Source organism: Sorangium sp. So ce363 (assembly GCF_051520435.1).
In the GTDB taxonomy this organism is placed as follows: domain Bacteria; phylum Myxococcota_A; class Polyangia; order Polyangiales; family Polyangiaceae; genus Sorangium; species Sorangium cellulosum_B.
This window is the reverse complement of record NZ_CP150333.1, coordinates 9,433,591-9,451,129: the sequence shown is the minus strand read 5'-3', so window position 1 is coordinate 9,451,129 and position 17,539 is coordinate 9,433,591. Positions and strand designations below refer to the sequence as shown.

The 17,539-nt window shown below is 69.2% G+C and carries 11 protein-coding genes; 8 read left to right on the top strand and 3 right to left on the bottom strand.

What is annotated here, in order from left to right; genetic code table 11:
- Nucleotides 1–65: 65 nt before the first annotated feature.
- The 3 genes from WMF12_RS35525 to WMF12_RS35515 all read left to right on the top strand — a co-directional run bounded on the left by WMF12_RS35525 (nt 66) and on the right by WMF12_RS35515 (nt 2,964).
- On the top strand, nt 66–1,538 hold the full coding sequence (locus WMF12_RS35525) for a hypothetical protein (protein ID WP_437852420.1): 1,473 nt from the start codon (nt 66–68) through the stop codon (nt 1,536–1,538).
- A gap of 110 nt (nt 1,539–1,648) precedes the next feature.
- Nucleotides 1,649–2,335 (top strand): DJ-1/PfpI family protein, encoded by a 687-nt coding sequence (locus WMF12_RS35520; RefSeq protein WP_437852418.1) that lies wholly within the window; start codon nt 1,649–1,651, stop codon nt 2,333–2,335.
- 158 nt (nt 2,336–2,493) lie between these two features.
- Complete coding sequence (locus tag WMF12_RS35515; RefSeq protein ID WP_437852417.1) at nt 2,494–2,964, top strand: cupin domain-containing protein; 471 nt, start codon at nt 2,494–2,496, stop codon at nt 2,962–2,964.
- 163 nt (nt 2,965–3,127) lie between these two features.
- Here the strand turns inward: WMF12_RS35515 and WMF12_RS35510 are convergent, their stop codons facing one another.
- Nucleotides 3,128–4,021 carry a sigma-70 family RNA polymerase sigma factor gene (locus WMF12_RS35510; protein ID WP_437852416.1) on the bottom strand — a complete coding sequence of 298 codons (894 nt, stop codon included), beginning with the start codon at nt 4,019–4,021 and terminating at the stop codon, nt 3,128–3,130.
- 136 nt (nt 4,022–4,157) lie between these two features.
- Here WMF12_RS35510 and WMF12_RS35505 point away from each other — a divergent pair, with 136 nt between their 5' ends.
- On the top strand, nt 4,158–4,637 hold the full coding sequence (locus WMF12_RS35505) for a carboxymuconolactone decarboxylase family protein (RefSeq protein WP_437873925.1): 480 nt from the start codon (nt 4,158–4,160) through the stop codon (nt 4,635–4,637).
- A 36-nt stretch (nt 4,638–4,673) separates the two neighbouring features.
- On the opposite strand, the gene WMF12_RS35500 is transcribed toward WMF12_RS35505, so the two are convergent.
- Nucleotides 4,674–5,984 carry an MBL fold metallo-hydrolase gene (locus WMF12_RS35500; RefSeq protein WP_437852415.1) on the bottom strand — a complete coding sequence of 437 codons (1,311 nt, stop codon included), beginning with the start codon at nt 5,982–5,984 and terminating at the stop codon, nt 4,674–4,676.
- 166 nt (nt 5,985–6,150) lie between these two features.
- On the opposite strand from WMF12_RS35500, the gene WMF12_RS35495 reads away from it, so the two are divergent.
- A complete protein-coding gene (locus WMF12_RS35495; protein WP_437852414.1) occupies nt 6,151–6,927 on the top strand; it encodes a LysR family transcriptional regulator in 777 nt (258 codons plus the stop codon).
- 100 nt (nt 6,928–7,027) lie between these two features.
- Here WMF12_RS35495 and WMF12_RS35490 read toward each other — a convergent pair whose 3' ends face one another.
- A complete protein-coding gene (locus WMF12_RS35490) occupies nt 7,028–8,434 on the bottom strand; it encodes a CotH kinase family protein (RefSeq protein WP_437852413.1) in 1,407 nt (468 codons plus the stop codon).
- A 168-nt stretch (nt 8,435–8,602) separates the two neighbouring features.
- Between WMF12_RS35490 and WMF12_RS35485 the strand changes: the two genes are divergently transcribed.
- The 3 genes from WMF12_RS35485 to WMF12_RS35475 all read left to right on the top strand — a co-directional run bounded on the left by WMF12_RS35485 (nt 8,603) and on the right by WMF12_RS35475 (nt 17,447).
- Nucleotides 8,603–8,857: a hypothetical protein gene (locus WMF12_RS35485; protein ID WP_437852412.1), complete on the top strand. Its 255-nt coding sequence runs from the start codon at nt 8,603–8,605 to the stop codon at nt 8,855–8,857.
- A gap of 479 nt (nt 8,858–9,336) precedes the next feature.
- Entirely contained in the window at nt 9,337–15,306 is a 5,970-nt protein-coding gene (locus WMF12_RS35480; protein ID WP_437852411.1) for an AAA family ATPase, read from the top strand.
- The gene (locus WMF12_RS35475; RefSeq protein ID WP_437852410.1) at nt 15,303–17,447 is read left to right on the top strand and encodes a response regulator; all 2,145 of its coding nucleotides are present in this window, start codon (nt 15,303–15,305) and stop codon (nt 17,445–17,447) included. Before WMF12_RS35480 ends, WMF12_RS35475 begins: the two co-directional genes overlap by 4 nt.
- Nucleotides 17,448–17,539 lie beyond the last annotated feature (92 nt).

Here is a 17,539-nt window from a genome sequence, read left to right as displayed (position 1 = left end):
CGAAGGGACAGGGCCTGGGGGACGGACCTGGGCTGGCACGGGGGGGCTGCTAAACATCACTGCGAATGAAACGACGGACAGCCGAGCTCAACTCCGATGATCTGCAGACGCTGGCGCGCTCCGCCGATGAGGGGCTGCGCGTCAAGGCGGCGCTGCACCCGCGCACGCCGCTCGCGACGCTCCTCTCGCTCGCCGCCGACCAGGCCATCGGCGTTCGTCGCGCCCTCGCCCGCCGCATGGACGCTTCGCGGGAGGTCCTCGCGCAGCTCGCGCGTGACCCGACGCGGGCTGTTCGGTGCGTCGTCGCCGCCCATCCAGGCTGTGACGAGCCGCTCCGCCGCCTGCTCTGGACCGACAGCGACGGCAACGTGCGCGCGGTCGCAAGACACGCCGCAGCGATTCCGCGTCACTTCAGCGACGACCTCGCGCGGATCTTACGCAACGAGGCGGTGCCCGCTTCCGTGCTCGCCGAGTTCGCCGAGCTGGGAGGCCAAGCACGCCGCGCCGTCGCTTCGCATCGCGAGTGTCCGCGCGGCTGGCTCGAACGCTTCCGTCACGACGCCGACGCAGCCGTGCGGCTCGTCGCCGAGACGCGCATGGGTCTCTCCCTCGACACACTGCGCGCCTTCGCGCGACACCGATCGCCTTCTTATCGCGCCGCCGCCGCCGCGTCGCTGCCGTGGAGCGACGCGAACATGACCGCGCTGCTCGCTGATCGGCAGGAAGTGGTTTTGCTCGCGCTCTTGCGGCGCCCGGACTTTCCCACCGCCTTTTTCGACCAGATCACAGACAATCCGTCACGCGCCGTGCGTCTGCTGCTCGCAACCCACGAAGCGCTCGATGCGGCGCGCTTGCACCGCTTGCTACGCGACCCGCTCGCGGAGGTTCGTCTACGTGTGGCGCAGCGCCGCGTGTTGAGCGCCGAGCAGTTCGAAGCGCTTGCGAACGACGACGACTGGGTGAAGCGCGAGCTCGCGAAGCGACCCGATTGTCCCGAACCGTGGCTACGCCAATGGATTCGCGCCCCGAGCGAATTGTTGCGTAGCGCCGTGTTCAGGAATCCAAGCGTGACGCCGGACATCCTCGTCACCGCGAGCGCCCTGCGCGACAACCATCGCCAGATCGCGGAGCACCCGCTCACCCCGGAGCCGCTACTCATCCAGCTGGCCGACTCCGCCGACATCTTCGTTCGTGGCGCCGTCGCGAACAATCCGAGCACGCCCGAGCGCGTTCTGCGGCAACTCGCGCGTGACGCCGATTCGTATGTGCGCTTGCACGTTGCCCGCCACGAGGCATGTCCACTGTCCCTGCTGCTCGAGCTCGAACACGACCCAGACTTCGTCGTGCGCCGTCACGTCGTATGGCGCCCCGACTGTCCGCTCGACACGATGAAGCGGCGCGCCGCGGACGAAAACGTGAACGTCCGTTACGCCGTCGCGGACCACCCGCGAGCCACCGCCGCTCTGCTGTCGGGGCTCGCGCGTGACGAAGCGTTGTCCGTGAGGGAGCGTGCCAAGGAACGTCTCCGTGGCTCCTGACGACGCTGATCGCATGGACGTGTGGCTTGGCAGAAAAGGAGGTATCTTTGTCCTTTCTGCCAAGGTGCCATCGTGGGATGGTCCGGTCAACTCCGGCAGAGAGGCGTGTCATGGAAAGGCCGTTCACGATCGTCTTCATCCTGTACCCCCGGCTCACGCAGCTCGACTTCACGGGCCCGTTCGAGGTGTTGCAGCGCCTGCCCGGCGCGCGCCTCGTGGTGGCCTCTCGCGAGGGGGGCTCGCTGTCCGCCGACAGCGGCCTCACCTTCAGCGGGCTCGCCCGCCTGTCCGACATCACCGAAGCGGACGCGATCTGCGTGCCGGGGGGCTACGGCCTCACGGGGGCCCTCGGAGATCGGGAGCTCGTCGCGCATGTCCAGCGCCTCGGTCGCGCCGCGCGCTACGTCACCTCGGTGTGCACGGGCTCGTTGCTGCTCGCCGCCGCGGGCCTGCTCGATGGCAAACGCGCCACCTGCCACTGGGCGTTCCGGCCGCTGCTCGCCGAGGTCGGCATCCAGACCGAAGCGGCGCGCGTCGTGCGCGACGGCAACGTGATCACGGGCGGCGGCGTCACCGCCGGCATCGACTTCGCGCTCACCCTGGTGGCGGAGATCGCCGGCGCGGACGTCGCTCGTTCCATCCAGCTCGGCATCGAGTACGATCCGCAGCCTCCCTTCGACGCAGGCTCCCCCGAGACCGCGCCCGCCGAGGTGCTCACCCGCGTCCGCGATCGCGCCCTGCTCCAGGTTCCCGAGCGCCGCGCCGCCCTGCTGGCCGCGCGCGCCTGGCCGGTGTGACTGCGCTCCCGGGAGCCTCCTCCCTCTCCCTCCGGGAGAGATCGAGGTGCGGGGCTGGTCGTGAGCCCCCGCGATCCCCTTGAGCCCGGCGGCGCTCGCCTCCACTCTCGTGGCCACACCGCGGCCGCTGAGCGCAGCCGCTTTGCTCGGAGATGATCATGCCCCTCGAACGCCCTGCCCTGAACCCCAGCGATCTCGAGCCCCGCACCAGCTCGACGTACCCCGAGCCGCTTCGCGCGCGCGTCACGCCGCGCGAGAAGCGCGCGCTCGGCGACGCGCTCGGCCTGACGAAGATCGGCGTCAACCTCACCACGCTCTTCCCGGGCAAGGAATCGGCGCTGCGGCACTACCACTCTCACGAGGACGAGCTCGTATTCGTGCTGGAGGGCGAGGTGGTGCTGCGCACGGACGACGGCGAGCAGGTGCTCACGGCGGGTCAGTGCGCGGGCTTTCCGGCCGGCGCGCGCAACGGGCATCACTTCGTCAACCGCAGCGCCGCGCCAGCGCGTTACCTCGAGATCAGCAACCGCGATCCCGAGGACAGCGCGGAGTATCCCGACGAGGATCTCGCCGTCCGCAAGGTGGGCGGCAAGTACGTCTACACGCGCAAGGACGGAACACCTTACTGAGTGGATGAGGTGGTGAATGGCCGCCGCGAGAGGTGGGCTCGGGTCCACGCGGCGCCGGGACGCGGCGCAGAGCAGGTCCGCCGCGCGCCGGGCGACGGCGCCGGACGGCCATGAGGCCGAGCGAGGCGAGCGCGGCGCCGCCGGCGCCGCCGGCGCGGGTTGTCTAGATCTCCAGCTGCGGTCCGCCGTCGAGGACCAACAGGTCGAGATCGCGGAGCTGCTCGGGGTCGCCCATGACGTCGATCCGGGCGATCTTCCCCTGCGCGAGGGTGAAGCGGAGCACCCGGAAGAGCCGCCCCTGCGGGGCCACGACGATGCCCACCGTGCCGTCCACGAGGGCGGGGCGAGCAAACCTGGCGCCGCGCGCGGCGGGGATCGCCTGCTTGGCCCAGGCGCGCGCGCCGCGGATCTCGCCCCCGGCCGGGGGCTCGGCCGTGGCGTCGGCGTGGATCACGACGTCCGGATCGAGGATCGCCACGAGCGCGTCGAAGTCGCCGCCGCGCATGGCCGCGATGAAGGCGTCGACGACCTCGCGCTGGCGGCCCACGTCGGCGTCCGGAGACGGGGGCGCGCCCTGCACGCGGCGGCGGGCGCGGCTCGCGAGCTGCCTCGCCGCGGCCGGCGAGCGCCCCACGATGGCGGCGATCTCCTCGAAGGGCACCGCGAACAGGTCGTGCAGCACGAAGGCGAGCCGCTCGGCGGGGGTCAGCGTGTCGAGCACCACGAGCAGCGCGAGGCCGACGGAGTCGGCCAGCACCGCCTCGCGCTCGGGGTCGGTCCCGGCCTCGCGGTCCGCGGCGGGGTCGGGCGCGGCCATCGGGTCCTCGCGCCGCGCCTTTCTGGAGCGCAGCATGTCGAGGCACACCCGCGCCACGACCGTCGTCAGCCACCCGCCCAGGTTCTCGACGCCGCTCGTATCGGCGCGGCTCAGGTGGAGCCAGGACTCCTGTACGGCGTCCTCCGCCTCGCTCAGGGAGCCGAGCATCCGGTACGCCACGGCCTGCAGATGGGCCCGGTGGGCCTCGAACCGCTCCGCCAGCCAACTATTTTCATCCATCGGTCACACTCCCTCGTCGTGTTTCGTCATGGCTGTGACGGACGAACCCTAGCCGATGTGACGACGCGAACGGACGTTCAGCGCCCGGTCACGGTTGGCGAGCACACCCGAACGCCTCGGGAGGAGCACGAACATGCTGAAAGCACGGATGAAGAACCCCGCGATGGTCATCCCCGACGTCATGCAGCCGATCTACGCCCTGATCGGCGCGGTGAAGAAGAGCGGCGTGCCGGCGCGGACGCTCGAGCTCGTCCACCTGCGGGTGAGCCAGATCAACGGGTGCGGCTTCTGCGTCGACATGGGCGCGCGCGAGATGAAGAAGACGGGCGAGACCGACGAGCGCATGTTCGCCGTGGCGGCGTGGCGCGAGGCGCCCTATTTCACCGACGCGGAGCGCGCCGCGCTGGCGCTCGCCGAGGCCGCGACGCGGCTCAGCGACCGCGCGGACCCGGTGCCCGATGAGGTCTGGGAGGAGGCCGCGCGGCATTACGACGAGCCGGCGCTCGCGGCGCTGACCCTGCACATCGGGCTGACCAACCTCTTCAATCGGGTCAACGTGACCACGAGGCAGATCGCCGGCTCGGTGAAGTTCGAGGCGCGCGCGGACAACCGCTGACGGGGAAGACGGGGAAGAAGATGTGGGATTTGCGTCCTATGAGCGACCAGAAGGGGCGCTCATGTCCCGGCGCGCGGTGAGCCATGCGGTCCCGGCAGCGGCCAGGAGCGCGGCGGCGCCGAGGACATAGAGCCGGCGCAGGGCGACCCCCGTCTCGTCGGGATCGAAATCGGTGAGCGAGCTCCGCGCGCCGCGCGGCAATACCCAGGCGTCGCTCCCGCCGCCGATCGCGCGCAGCGCGCGCCCGAGCGTCTTCTCGGGCGCCATCCGGCTCTGAACGTACAGGATCCAGCGGCCCAGCGGCGTATGCCCCTTCGGCTTCTGCTCCATGGACGTGATGACGCGGCGGAGCTCGGCGGCCGTCTCGGCCGCGCTCCCCTCGCCCGGCAGGCGGGTCCATTCCCCGTGACCCGGCAACACCCACGCGAACCTCAGCCAGCCGGCCTCGGCCGCCGCGAGCAGATACCGCACCGAGCGGATCTGGCGCTCCCAATCCTCCCAGCATTGCAATCGATGCGCCACGAGTTGACCCAGGAAGCGCGAGTAGCTCAGGTGATCGCCGGTGAACAGGAAGCGGCCTCTATATAGGAGGCATAGCGAGCCCGGCGTGTGCCCGGGCTGCGGCAGTATCATCATCTCGGCCTCTTTGGCCGCCTCTCTCGAGAGCGGCTCCCCCTCGAGCGAGAGCGGGCCGAGCTCGTTCCCGAGCTTGATCTCCACGTCGCCGGTCGAGGGCATGTACTTGTTCTCACGGAGGTTCACGTCCGCGGCGCCGAGGATGCGGCGGCAACCCGGGAAGCGGCTGGCGAACTCGGCGTGGTGGTGCGTATGGTCCCGGTGCGTCAGAAAGAGCCATCGCACGCCGCCGTGCTCCGCGAGCCAGCGGAAGACCTCCTCGCTCGGCTTCGGGGGATCGATCAGCACCCCGCCTCCGTCCCGCTCGATGAAATAGGACAGGGCGCCGATGTTCTTGATGGATGGGTGTCCGATCACCCAGACATGATCCTCGATGGGCCACGGAAAACCGCGCCAAGGTGACCCAAGATCGCCCCGGCGACCCCGCGCCGCGCCCGGCTTGAGCTTGATGGCGCCGAACGGGCACGCCGCGACCGCCGTTCGCGCCGCCATCAGATCTTCCTTGCTCCGCGGCTGCCGCAGCACACCGGTGAAGGCGCCCTCCTCGTAGGAGCCCGGCAGCACCGAGAGGCGGCGGCCTGCCCGGAGGTCGCTGGCCGGCACCACCTCGCCCAGGAGCTCCGGCGCGTAGTTCCGGCACGTGCCGGCGCCGCAGCACTTGCGCGTAACGAATAGCTCTCCCCACTCCTCAACCTGCATTTCGTCTTGCATCGCGGTCCCTCGTGGATGGCAATCGCTGGTAGAGCATCTCTCAGCCGAGCTCGGAGTTCTCCATTTCTTCGCTGCCAGTCGTGGCAGTGTCAAGACGACGGTAGCTTCTCCCGCTGCGCTTGACCAGGTAGCGGCGGGCGAATAGCCTGTTCGACCAGGCTGCACAATGTTCGATTTCGACGCGATGGCGACGTTCGTGGAGGTGGTGCAGCTCGGGAGCTTCAGCGCGGCGGCGAAGGCGCTGCGGCTGCCGCGTTCGACGGTCAGCCAGCGTGTGGCCCGCCTCGAAGCGTCGCTCGGCGTGCGACTCCTCGAGCGCACGACGCGCGTGGTGCGACCCGACGACGGCTCGAGCCTGATCGCGCAGCGGTTGAAGGGAGGTGACCTGTGGCTGTGCGCGACGCCGTCGTATCTCGAGGGGCGCGGCAGGCCGAAGTCGCCTGCCGACCTCGACGAACACGCGTGCATCGTCTACGGCGAATCGCGCGTGACGCGCTGGACGTTCGAGCGCGGGCGCGAGGTGCGTCGCATCGACGTCCGCGGAGCGCTCTCGATGAACTCGTTTGTCATGCTCCATGAGGCCGTTCGCGCTGGCGCCGGGATCGCCCCTGTACCTAGCATTCTCTGCGCCGAGGACGTGCGCAGGGGGCGCCTCGTCCGCGTGCTCGCCGACTGGTCGATCGATCGCAAGGATCTGCGTGTCGTCTACCCCAGCAACCGCCACCTCTCCCCGCGCGTCCGCCTGTTCGCCGGTCCCCAACGAGGAGATGGAGCAGTACATCGGCAAGAATCCCATGGTGCCCAGATCGACGCTCGAGGCCGGCTTCCGGTTGACGCTACATGGCCTCGACGCCGAGACCCTGCACGGACACCTGAGGAAGCTGAAGGCAGAAGCGAAGAGAGCGGCGGCCCAGGGAGCCCTCGCGCCGTGACGATCTCCTGAATCCGCCTCCTCGAACCGAGGCTTCTCCGGGCGAAAATAAGCGGAGAGCAACGCGCGCCGGGCATAGGCGCCGCCGCGGGCACGTCCATCGCGGGCGCGGTCACGGCATGTGGGCCAGGACCTCTTGATGAATCGTGGGATGCCGTGCCGCCCACCACGCCTTCAACGCCGCCGTGGCGTCGGCGAACGACCCTCCGGCAACGAACGGATCCGAGTCGAGCGAGGCCGCCGCGACGCCCGCCGTGGTGACCTCCTCGTCCATCCATTTGGAGTCGAGAGACCCCTCGAGGAGCTCCGTGAGGACGGCATCGTAGTCGTCTTCCCAGTGAGTGAAGAGGACGCTCGTGTAGAGCGGGTCCCCCGGCCCGCCGAAGAGGGGTGGCGTCTGCTTCATCACGGTGTCGAGATCCCACGGGATGTAGAGGCGCCCGCCGCCGGCCCAGTCGTAGAAGTAATAGTTGTTGGTCTTCACGAGCGGCGCATCGGCGTTGGCGACGATCGAGTTCACCGCGCCCATCCGGAGGAGCTGCGGGATGTCCAGGTGCTCGGGCAGGTACGTCAGGAGCTCGGCGGCGGGCGGCGCCGGGCAGGGATTCTTGCGCAGGAAACAGAGCGCATCCTCGTACGGGTTGGGTTCGTTCTCGTTCGTCTTGTAGCCGTCGTCCGCGCTGCCGCTGTGCTTGTAGAGCCACCCATCGTCGTCGTCGATCCAGACGCGGAGGAAGCGTTTGTCCACCTGCTCGACGTTCACGTAAGCGCCGATGAGCTGGCCGTTCACGTGGACGCGGGCGAACGCCGCGCGGCCCGACATGGCGCCGGATCGGACCATCGCGCGCCAGGAGAGGTATTCGGCGAGCAGGTCCACCATCTCGACGGTGTCACCCCCTTCGCTGACGCCGTTCTCGAGGCTGAGTTTGTGGAGCGTCAACCACTCTGCGTCCGGGTTGTACTGATTGATGTCGATCTTGAGACCCGGTTTGTCGATCGAGCCAGACCGCTTGCGCCGGATGCCGACCTTGTCGGGTAGTGGCGGGTCGTCGTTGCACTGGAAATCTGCCTGGAAATAGATGGAATTCGTCATGTCGGCCTTCAGCGCGGACCAGTCGGCCTCCGCCATCGTGAACTTCAGGTCGAGGACCTGATTCACGTTGTACGGGCCGGCGCACCCGAGCGCGGTCGCGAGGTCGTCGCACGGTGGCGACGCGCACAGGTTGCTGCCGCCGGAGCCGCTGCCGCCGGAGCCGCTGCCGCCGGAGCCGCTGCCGCCGGAGCCGCTGCCGCCCGAGCCGCTGCCGCCGGAGCCGCTGCCGCCGGAGCTGGTGCCGCTCCCGGCGGTGTTCCCGCTCCCGGCGGTGTTCCCGCTCCCAGCGGTGTTGCCGCTCCCGGCAGTGCCGCCGCCGCCCGGATCACCGCTGCTGTTCACCGCGCCGCCGTCGCAGGCCGCAGCGCCCACCACGAGAGCCGCAGCGCAGAGCACAGCCCGCGATCGCTCGAACCGCACTTTCATATTCGCCTCCCGTCCAGGGTTATCCAGTCCTTCGGACATCCTACGCCAGCAATGCCACCTGGCTGCAACCAAGAAAAGAGTACCGTCTACGGGTTACATCATCGCACCCGCGTTGCACACTTTGGCCGCGAGCTTTTGCCTGTCGTGCCGGGCCGGCGCATGTGCGCCATGGCGGCGAACCTCATCGATGACGTGCTGTTTGAGGTGGCGCTCCGGCAATGGGTTCTGACGTTTCCGTTCCCCTGGCGGCGGAGGTTCGCCCAGGATCGTGCGCTGTTCGGCGCGCTGACGCGCATCTTCGTGGACAGCCTGGAGCGGTTCTACAGCGAGCACGCCGTGCGCCGCGGCGCGCGCGGAGCCGCCAGGACCGGCCCCGTGACGGTCGTGCAACGCACGTCCAGCGACCTCCGATTGGAATTCTGAAAAATCCACTCATCTTGTTAGAATTTTTACGGAAAATTGAACGGGGAGGCAGGGAGACAGGGAGAGATTGAGTGATGCCTGGACGTACCCACCGAGCCCTGACCATCTGATCGCTCACATCTGGCTCGTCTATGCGCCGCTTTTCGCGCTCTGCGCCGCGCCCGAATGCGCTCCAGAGCCCTCACGACCTTGCCATCTGACGCCCGCGATGCCGCCCGAACCGTTTGCCGCGCACACCTCATCGCGCAGCGAGCCGGCTTCCTTTACTTTACTCAGAGCGCCTAACAAGCTGACTGGTGCGGGGGGGGCCAACTCGAGCAGGAACCCGCTCGGTTGCCGGGAAGCGCGGGGACGACCACGGCCTTGTCGTGCAGCAGAGATTGCCCGAAAAATTCCCCCGACGGAGGATCGCCGGTCGCATTCCGTCCTGCTCGACACTACGATGAGGCTCCGACAGCAGCGCCCCTGCGAGGGGGGCAATGATGGAGCTGCGGGATTACACGCTGGAAAAGGTAATCTACGACGGCAACGAGACACGGGTATGGCGCGCGGTCCATGTCCCCTCGGGGGCGCGCGTGGCGATCAAGATCCCCGTGGCCGAGGTGGCCAGTCCGCGCGTGATGGGGCGGCTGATCCACGAGCACCAGGTGCTCATGCAGCTCGCCGAGGTGCCCGGGGTGGCGCGCGCGCGGGCGCTGGAGCAGCGGGGCGGCACGGCGGCGCTGGTGCTGGAGGATCCCGGCCTCGGGTCGCTCGATCGCTTGCTCGCCAAGCAGGGGCGCGTGCCGCTCGGGGCGGCGCTGCGGCTCGGCCGGCTCCTGTCACGGGTGCTCGAGGGGGTGCACGCCGCCGGCGTGATGCACAAGGACATCAAGCCGCAAAACGTGCTGGTGGACGAGGCGTGCGAGAGGGTCACGCTGCTCGACTTCGGCATCGCCTCGCTGCTGTCCCAGGAGGCGACCGAGGCGAGCATCCCCGAGGCGCTGGAGGGGACGCTGGTCTATATTTCCCCGGAGCAGACGGGGCGCACAGCGCGCGCGCTCGATACGCGCACCGACCTGTACTCGCTGGGGGTGACGCTCTTCGAGGTGATGTCGGGGCGGCTGCCGTTCACGGAGCGCGATCCGCTCTCGCTGGTGCACGCGCACCTGGCCAAGGACCCGCCTCCGCTCGACGCCGTCGCCCCGGAGGTGCCGAGGGCCGTGGCAGCCATCGTGGCGAAGCTCCTGGCCAAGGATCCCGAGCGGCGCTACCAGACGGCCCGCGGCGCGGCGGAGGATCTGGAGGAGGCCCTCCGTCAATGGGACGAGCGGGGCACGGTGGAGCCGTTCGGCCTTGGAAGAAAAGACTTCTCGCGCAAGCTCCGGTTGCCGCAGGTGCTCGTGGGGCGGGAGCGCGATGTCGAGCGGGTGGGCGAGTCCTTTGCGCGCGCCGCGCAGGGCATGACGGAGCTCCTGCTCGTCGGCGGCCCCTCGGGCATCGGCAAGACGGCGCTGGTGCGCACGGTCTACAGGGATATCGCGCAGGCGGGGCGCGGGCTCCTGATCGCGGGAAAGCACGATCAGCTCGCGCGGTCGACGCCCTATGCGGCGCTGGCGCAAGCGTTCGGGGCGCTGATGCGCCAATGGCTCTCCAGCTCGGAAGCGGTGCTCGAGGCCTGGCAGGAGCGGATCCGGCGCGAGGTCGGGGACAACGCGCGGCTCATCGCGGACGTCGTGCCGGAGCTCGACCTGGTCATGGGCAAGCTGCCGCCGGTGCCGCCGGTGGAGGGCGAGCAGGTGCTCAACCGGCAGAAGCTCACGTGGCTGAATTTCGTGCGAGCCGTCACGGCGCCGAACCCGCCGCTGGTGATGTTCCTGGACGACATGCAATGGGCCGACAGCGCCACGCTGATCATCCTGCAGACATTGCTGACGGACGTGGAGCGCAAATCGCTGCTGGTGATCGCGGCGTACCGCGACAACGAGACGCCGCCCGAGCACCCGCTGTGGAAGCTCGTGGAGGCGGTGGAAAAGAGCGATGCCAACGTCTCGCGGATGACGGTGGGCCCGCTGTCGGCAGAGCAGGTGCAGAAGTGGTGCTCGCGGACGCTGGAGAGCGAGCCCGCGCGGGTGGAGCCGCTGGCGCGCGTGCTTTCGCGAAAGACCCGCGGAAACCCCTTCTTCCTGGAGCAGCTGCTGCTCTCCCTGCACCGGCAGAAGCAGGTGGTGAGGGACCCGGAGACCGGGGCGTGGCGGTGGGAGCAATCGTCGCTGGAGAAGGCGGGCGTCACCGACAACGTGGTGGCGCTCCTGACGGACAAGGTCCGTGAGATGCCCGAGCCGACGCAGCAGCTCCTGGGGCTCGCGGCCTGCGCAGGCCACACGTTCCACCTGCACGACCTGGAGCGGCTCAGCGGGTGGGAGCGCGCCCGCGTGACGGGGGCATTATGGCCGGCGCTTGACGCAGAGCTGGTGGTGCCGGTCGATGGGGCCTACCGCCCCGCGCAGGCGCTCGGGGTCATCGGCGCGGCGGCGATGGACGCGGCCTACCGGTTCCTGCACGACCGCGTGCAGCAGGCGAGTTATGAGCGGATCTCGCCGGAGCAGCGGGTGCTCGCGCACCTCGAGATCGGCCGTCGGCTAGAGGCGCGTTATCGGGCCGAGGGGGGGACGGCCCAGCAGTTCCTGGAGCTCGTGCGGCACCTGAACCTGGGCGCGGCGCGGCTCCGGTCCGTGGAGGAGCGCAAGGAGCTCGCGCGGCTGAACCTCGAGGCGGCGCGCGCCGCGAAGGCGGCGAGCTCGTACCGGTTGATGACCAACCTGCTGGACAGCGCCCAGGCGCTCCTCGGCGAGCGGGCCTGGGAGCAGGAGCGCGCGCTGTCGGTGGAGATCGGGCTCGAGCGCCTGGAGGCCGCCTATCTGCTGCGGGAGTTCGACGACGTCGAGGCGCGGGCGCTCGCCTTGCTGGACAGGCCTCTGCCGGAGGTCGCCTGGCTCTCGGCGCAGGAGATCCGCACGCGCTGCTGCGTCGCCACGGGCCAGTACACGCGGGGAATCGGGCTCGGGATGGCCGCCCTCGCGAAGCAGGGCATCACGTTCCCCGACACGGATGAGGCGTGCCAGGTCGCGCTCCTGCGAGAGTCCACCGCGCTGGATCAATGGCTCGATCACGAGCCGGACGGGTTTGATCGAATGCCGGTCGATCCGTCGCTGGAGCACCGGCTCATCGATGCCCTGATGACGCAGGCGCAGCTCTGCGCGATCTATGGTGGCCGGCCGATGCTGTATTCGCTCGTCATCGCCCGCATCGTGTCCGAGGCGATACGGCGGGACGCGCTCACGCCCGCCGCCACCCTCATGATCTGCAGCTTCGCCAACGCGTGGTCGGTGGCGACGGGCATGTATCGCCGCACCATGCGCTGGCTCACGCCCGGGGTGCGCGCCGCAGAGCGGGTGGGCTCCGCGATGCTCCCCGAGTGCCTCGCGCTCAAGGGGATCTACCTGGGCCACTCGAGGCCCATCGATGAGGCGTCCCCCGTCTATGAGCAAGCCATCGCAGCCGGCCTGAAGATCGGGTCGTTTCAAGGCACGAGCTGGGGGCTCTTGTGCGACTTGCTCTACTACCGGCTGTGGCGCGGCCTGCCGCTCGGCCAGGTCGATGCGCAGCACAAGGCGCGCTGGGAGCTGGTGCAGCGCGCAGGGGACGCCGTCGGGCGACACCACTTCGAGCTGGTCGCGTCCTTTTGCGATGTCTTGATGTCTCCTGACGGCGTCGAGCGCCTCCTGGAGGAGGAGCCGTTGCCGCGAGGTTCTCGCTCCCTCCTGGCCGACGGGGACAGGTACACCGGAGGGTTCGCTCGTGCCCTGGAAGGGTATCTGTTCTGTGCCGTCGGCAAGTGGGAGCGGGCTCTGTCGAGGATGCGGGAGGCGGAGCAATTCCAGGCGGACCTCCTCGGGATTCCGATGGTGACAGATATCGCGCTCTTTCTGGCGCTCGCAGCAGCGAAGCGCTGGCCCGACGCCGTCACGAACGAGGAACGGGCGCGGCTGCGGCAGCACATCGAGCACAGCCTCGCGCGATTGCGCTACTTCACGGAAGGCTGCGAGGCCAATTTCCTCCACAAGCTGCGCCTCGGCGAGGCGGAGTACGCCCGCGTCCTGGGCAAGCCCGATGAAGCAGCGGCCAGATACGACGAGGCGATCGAGCTGGCCCGCGAGCACCGCTTCCTGCACATCGAGGCCCTGGCAGCCCAGCTCGCCGCCGAGTTTCGGCTGGAGGCGGGCAAGAGCCACGTCGGGGCGATGTACCTGCGCGAGGCGCGCGACGCCTACGCGCGCTGGGGTGCTGACGCGGTGGTCGCCCATCTGGGCGCGAGGTATCCCGCCGTGCTCAAGGCGCCCATGCACGAGTCGGCCTCCGACCGCACGACCGTGACGGCGACCACCACGACCTCGGGCGGGTCCACGGGCGCGAATTTCGACGTGAAGACCGCGGTGCGCGCGGCGCAAGCGCTCTCGGGCGAGCTCGACCCGGGGCGCGTGGTGGGCCGGCTGATGGAGCTCACGCTGGAGAACGCGGGGGCGCAGCGCGGCGCCCTGGTGCTCAGCGAAGAGGAGGCGCTCTCGGTCGTCGCTCGGCTCTGGGTGGAGGGGACCCGTATCGAGACGGGCCTGTCGGAGCCTCTCGGGCAGAGCCACGACGTGCCGGTTTCGGTGGTGCAATATGCGGCCCGCACGGGCGAGCCGGTGGTGACAGGCGACGCGAGGTCCGACGCGCGCTTCGCCGGCGACCCGTACCTGGCATTGCACGCGGTGCTCTCGCTGCTGGCGCTGCCCTTGACGCATCGGGGCCACGTGGTGGGCGTGCTGTACCTGGAGCACCGCGACGTGCCGTCGGCGTTCCCTCCGGCGCGCGTGGAGCTCCTGTCGGTGCTCGCCTCGCAGGCGGCGATCGCCGTCGAGAACGCCGTGCTGTACCGGGACCAGGAGGTCAAGATCCAGGAGCGGACGGCGGAGCTGCGGATCGCCAAGGAGGCGGCCGACCGCGCCAATCGCGCGAAGAGCGATTTTCTCTCGAGCATGAGCCATGAGCTGCGCACGCCCCTCAATGGCATCCTGGGCTACGCTCAGTTCCTCATGCGAGCGCCCGAGCTCTCGCCGAAGAGCCGCGAAGGGGTGCAGATCGTGAAGAAATCGGGCGAGCACCTGCTGGCGTTGCTCAACGACCTCCTGGACCTCGCGAAGATCGAGGCCGGCAAGATGGAGCTCGTCCTCCGGAGGTTCGACTTTCCCTCCTTCGTGCACAACGTGGTGGATCTCTGCGGCGTGCGCGCCGAACAGAGGGGCATCGCCTTCACCCACGAGGTGCGGGGCCCGGCGCTCGCCGCCGTGCACGCGGACGAGAAGCGCTTGACGCAGGTGCTCCTGAACCTGCTCGGCAACGCCATCAAGTTCACCGAGCGCGGCGCGGTCACCCTGCTCGTCGACGTGCTGGACGACGGCGGAGATGGGCAGCGCGACGTGCGCTTCCGGATCGAGGACACGGGCGCCGGCATCGCCCCGGAGCACCTCGCGCGCATCTTCGAGCCCTTCGTGCAGGTGGGAGACCAGAGGGCGAAGAGCGAGGGCACCGGGCTCGGCCTCGCCATCAGCAAGAGGATCATCGAGCATATGGGCGGGACCATCGATGTCGAGAGCGAGCTCGGCAAAGGCAGCGCGTTCATCGTGACGCTCACGCTCGCCGAGGCGCTCGCTTCCGCGGCCGTCGACGAGGCCCCGGCGTGGGCCACGATCACCGGGTATCGCGGCGAGCGCCGCAAGATCCTCGTCGTGGACGACAACCCCGGCAACCGCGCTTTGTTCTGCGATTTGCTGGTCCCCATCGGCTTCGACCTCGTCGAGGCCGACGGCGGCGAATCCGCGCTGCGGCTCGCCCTGGAGCACAGGCCGGCGCTGATCTTGATGGACCTGGCCATGCCAGGCCTGGACGGCTATGAGACCACGCGCCGCCTGCGGCAGATGCCCGAGCTCGACGGGGTGGTGATCCTGGCCTCGTCGGCGAACGTCACCGCCGCCGAACAGCCCAAGGGGGCCCACGCCGGCTGGGACGACTTCTTGCCGAAGCCGGTGCATGCCAGCCTGCTCTTCGAGAAGATCGCGCGTTTCCTGCGCGTGGAATGGACGCATGAACCGGTGAACGCCGCCGCCCCCACGGCGGTGAAGGGGGATAGCGCGCTGGTGCCGCCCTCGGCCGAACAGCTCTCGCTGCTGTCGCGGCTGGTGGCGTCGGGCCGTATCCGGAAGGTGCTGGCGGAGGCGGAGCGGATGCAGCAAAATGAGCCGCGACTCGGCCCCTGGCTCGATCAGCTCCAGACGCTGGCGCGGACGTACCAGATGCGGAAGCTGCAGGAGTTCGTCGAGGAGCACACCGCGGTAGGCCAGGTGGTGGCCGACGGTCGGCGATCATGAGCAGAGCCTCCGCGCCCGGCGCTCGTGAGCCCACGATCCTCATCGTGGACGACATGCCCGCCAACCTGGCCCTGCTCGTGGATCATCTGGAATCCGCGGGTCATCAGGCGCTCGCCGCCGAGGACGCGGAGGCGGCCCTGAAGCGAGCCAGCCTCATGAAACCCGACCTGATCCTGCTGGACGTTGTGATGCCCGGGATCGACGGGTTCGAGACCTGCCGGCGCCTGAAGGCGGCCGAGAGCACCCGGGACATCCCGGTGATCTTCATGACCTGCCTCGGAGAAGTGGCGGACAAGATCGTGGGGTTCGAGGCGGGGGGCGTCGATTACATCACCAAACCGTTCGAGATCGAAGAGGTGCTCGCGCGGATCAGGACGCACCTGAGCTTGCGCGAGGCGCAGAAGGAGCTCGAGGCGAAGAACGCGCAGCTCCTGCGTGCCCACCAGGAGCTGGAACAACGGGTGCGAGAGCGCACGGCCGAGCTGGCGAGCTCGAACGCCGCTCTCAAGGCGGAGAACGCCGAGCGCCGGCGCGCGGAGGTCGCTTTGCGCGAGAGCCAGCACCTGCTTCAGGCCATCATCGACAACTCCACGGCGGTCATCTACGTCAAGGACCTCGAAGGACGCTTTTTGATGGTCAACCGCCGCTACGAAGAGTTGTTTCATGTGACCGCGCGGTCGATCGCCGGCAAGACCGACTATGATTTGTTCCCCGCGGAGCGCGCCGACGCATTTCGCGCTTTCGACAAGCGGGTGGCGGCGGTCGGGGGGCCGCTGGAGATGGAAGAGATCGTGCCCCAGGACGATGGGCTCCACACGTACATCTCGATCAAGTGTCCGCTCTTCGACGAGTCGGGCCGGTCGTATGCGGTTTGCGGGATCTCCACGGACATCAGCGATCGAAAGCGGACCGAGGCGGAGCGGGAGATGCTGCTCTCTCGCGAGCAGGCGGCGCGGGCGGAGCTCGAGCGTACGGGGCGGCTGAAGGATGAGTTCCTGGCGCTCTTGAGCCATGAGCTGCGGACGCCGCTCACCGCGATCCTCGGCTGGTCGCAGCTGCTCCGCATGCGCGGCCCATCGGACGAGATCCTGGGCCGGGCGCTCGGGACGATCGAGCGGAACGCGCGGGCGCAATCCAAGCTCGTCGACGATCTCCTGGACATGTCGCGCATCGTCGGCAGGCGGCTGAGCCTCGACGTGGAGGTGGTCGATCTGGCCGAGATGCTCGAAACGCTGCTGGAATCGGCGGAGCCGGCGGCGAAGGCGAAGGGGATCCGCCTGGAGCTCAGCGTCGAGTCGGCCGGGGAACAGGTCATGGGGGACCCGAATCGCCTCCAGCAGATCGTGTGGAATCTGGTCAGCAATGCGATGAAGTTCACGCGGCAAGGCGGGCAGGTGAAGGTATCGCTGCGCCGCGAGGGGACGTACGCGCGGCTCGCGGTGAGCGACACGGGGATCGGCATCGCGCCGGAGTTCTTGCCCTACGTATTCGAGCAATTCCGGCAAGCAGACGCCTCGACCACGCGCGAGTACGGCGGGCTGGGTCTGGGTCTCTCGATCGTGCAGCACCTGGTGGAGCTGCACGGGGGGACGGTGGAGGCGGCCAGCGCGGGGAAGGATCAGGGGGCGAGCTTCACGGTGAAGCTGCCGCTCTCGGCCAAGCACGTTGAGGCGCTGGCCGGAGGAGAGCCGCCGCCGATGCCGCAGCGCCGGCCGTCACGGCACCGCGCCGGGGAGCTCTTGAGCCTGAAGGGGGTGCGGGTGCTGGTGGTGGACGACGAGCCGGACACGCGAGAGCTGCTCCTCGGGATACTGGCGGAGTGCCAGGCGGAGGTGCGGACGGCGGGTTCGGTCGTGGAGGCTCTGGCGGAGCTGGAGCGGGACCAGCCGACGGTCCTGGTGAGCGACATCGGTATGCCGCACGAGGGCGGGTATGAGCTGATCCAGAAGGTGCGGCAGTTGCCGGAAGAGCGCGGGGGGAGCGTGCCGGCGCTGGCGTTGACCGCATTTGCGCGCGCCGAGGACCGCGCGCGGGCGCTCATGGCCGGATACCAGATGCATCTGGCCAAGCCGGTGAAGCCACCGGATCTGGTGGCGCACGTGGCGACCTTGGCCGGGCGAATCCATGGCGGGGCGAGGTGAGGATCGACGCCGCCTGCTCCGATCCGTTCGCCGCGCACGCTGGGCCCGGCGCGCTCCGAGATCAGCTCCATGCCCGCACATTGTGGACTGGC

What these genes read in the sequence shown, in the direction of transcription:
- WMF12_RS35490 (WP_437852413.1), bottom strand. Translation starts at nt 8,434, where the DNA reads ATGAAAGTGCGGTTCGAGCGATCGCGGGCTGTGCTCTGCGCTGCGGCT.
- WMF12_RS35485 (WP_437852412.1), top strand. Translation starts at nt 8,603, where the DNA reads ATGGCGGCGAACCTCATCGATGACGTGCTGTTTGAGGTGGCGCTCCGG.
- WMF12_RS35525 (WP_437852420.1), top strand. Translation starts at nt 66, where the DNA reads ATGAAACGACGGACAGCCGAGCTCAACTCCGATGATCTGCAGACGCTG.
- WMF12_RS35510 (WP_437852416.1), bottom strand. Translation starts at nt 4,021, where the DNA reads ATGGATGAAAATAGTTGGCTGGCGGAGCGGTTCGAGGCCCACCGGGCC.
- WMF12_RS35515 (WP_437852417.1), top strand. Translation starts at nt 2,494, where the DNA reads ATGCCCCTCGAACGCCCTGCCCTGAACCCCAGCGATCTCGAGCCCCGC.
- WMF12_RS35480 (WP_437852411.1), top strand. Translation starts at nt 9,337, where the DNA reads ATGATGGAGCTGCGGGATTACACGCTGGAAAAGGTAATCTACGACGGC.
- WMF12_RS35500 (WP_437852415.1), bottom strand. Translation starts at nt 5,984, where the DNA reads ATGCAAGACGAAATGCAGGTTGAGGAGTGGGGAGAGCTATTCGTTACG.
- WMF12_RS35495 (WP_437852414.1), top strand. Translation starts at nt 6,151, where the DNA reads ATGTTCGATTTCGACGCGATGGCGACGTTCGTGGAGGTGGTGCAGCTC.
- WMF12_RS35475 (WP_437852410.1), top strand. Translation starts at nt 15,303, where the DNA reads ATGAGCAGAGCCTCCGCGCCCGGCGCTCGTGAGCCCACGATCCTCATC.
- WMF12_RS35520 (WP_437852418.1), top strand. Translation starts at nt 1,649, where the DNA reads ATGGAAAGGCCGTTCACGATCGTCTTCATCCTGTACCCCCGGCTCACG.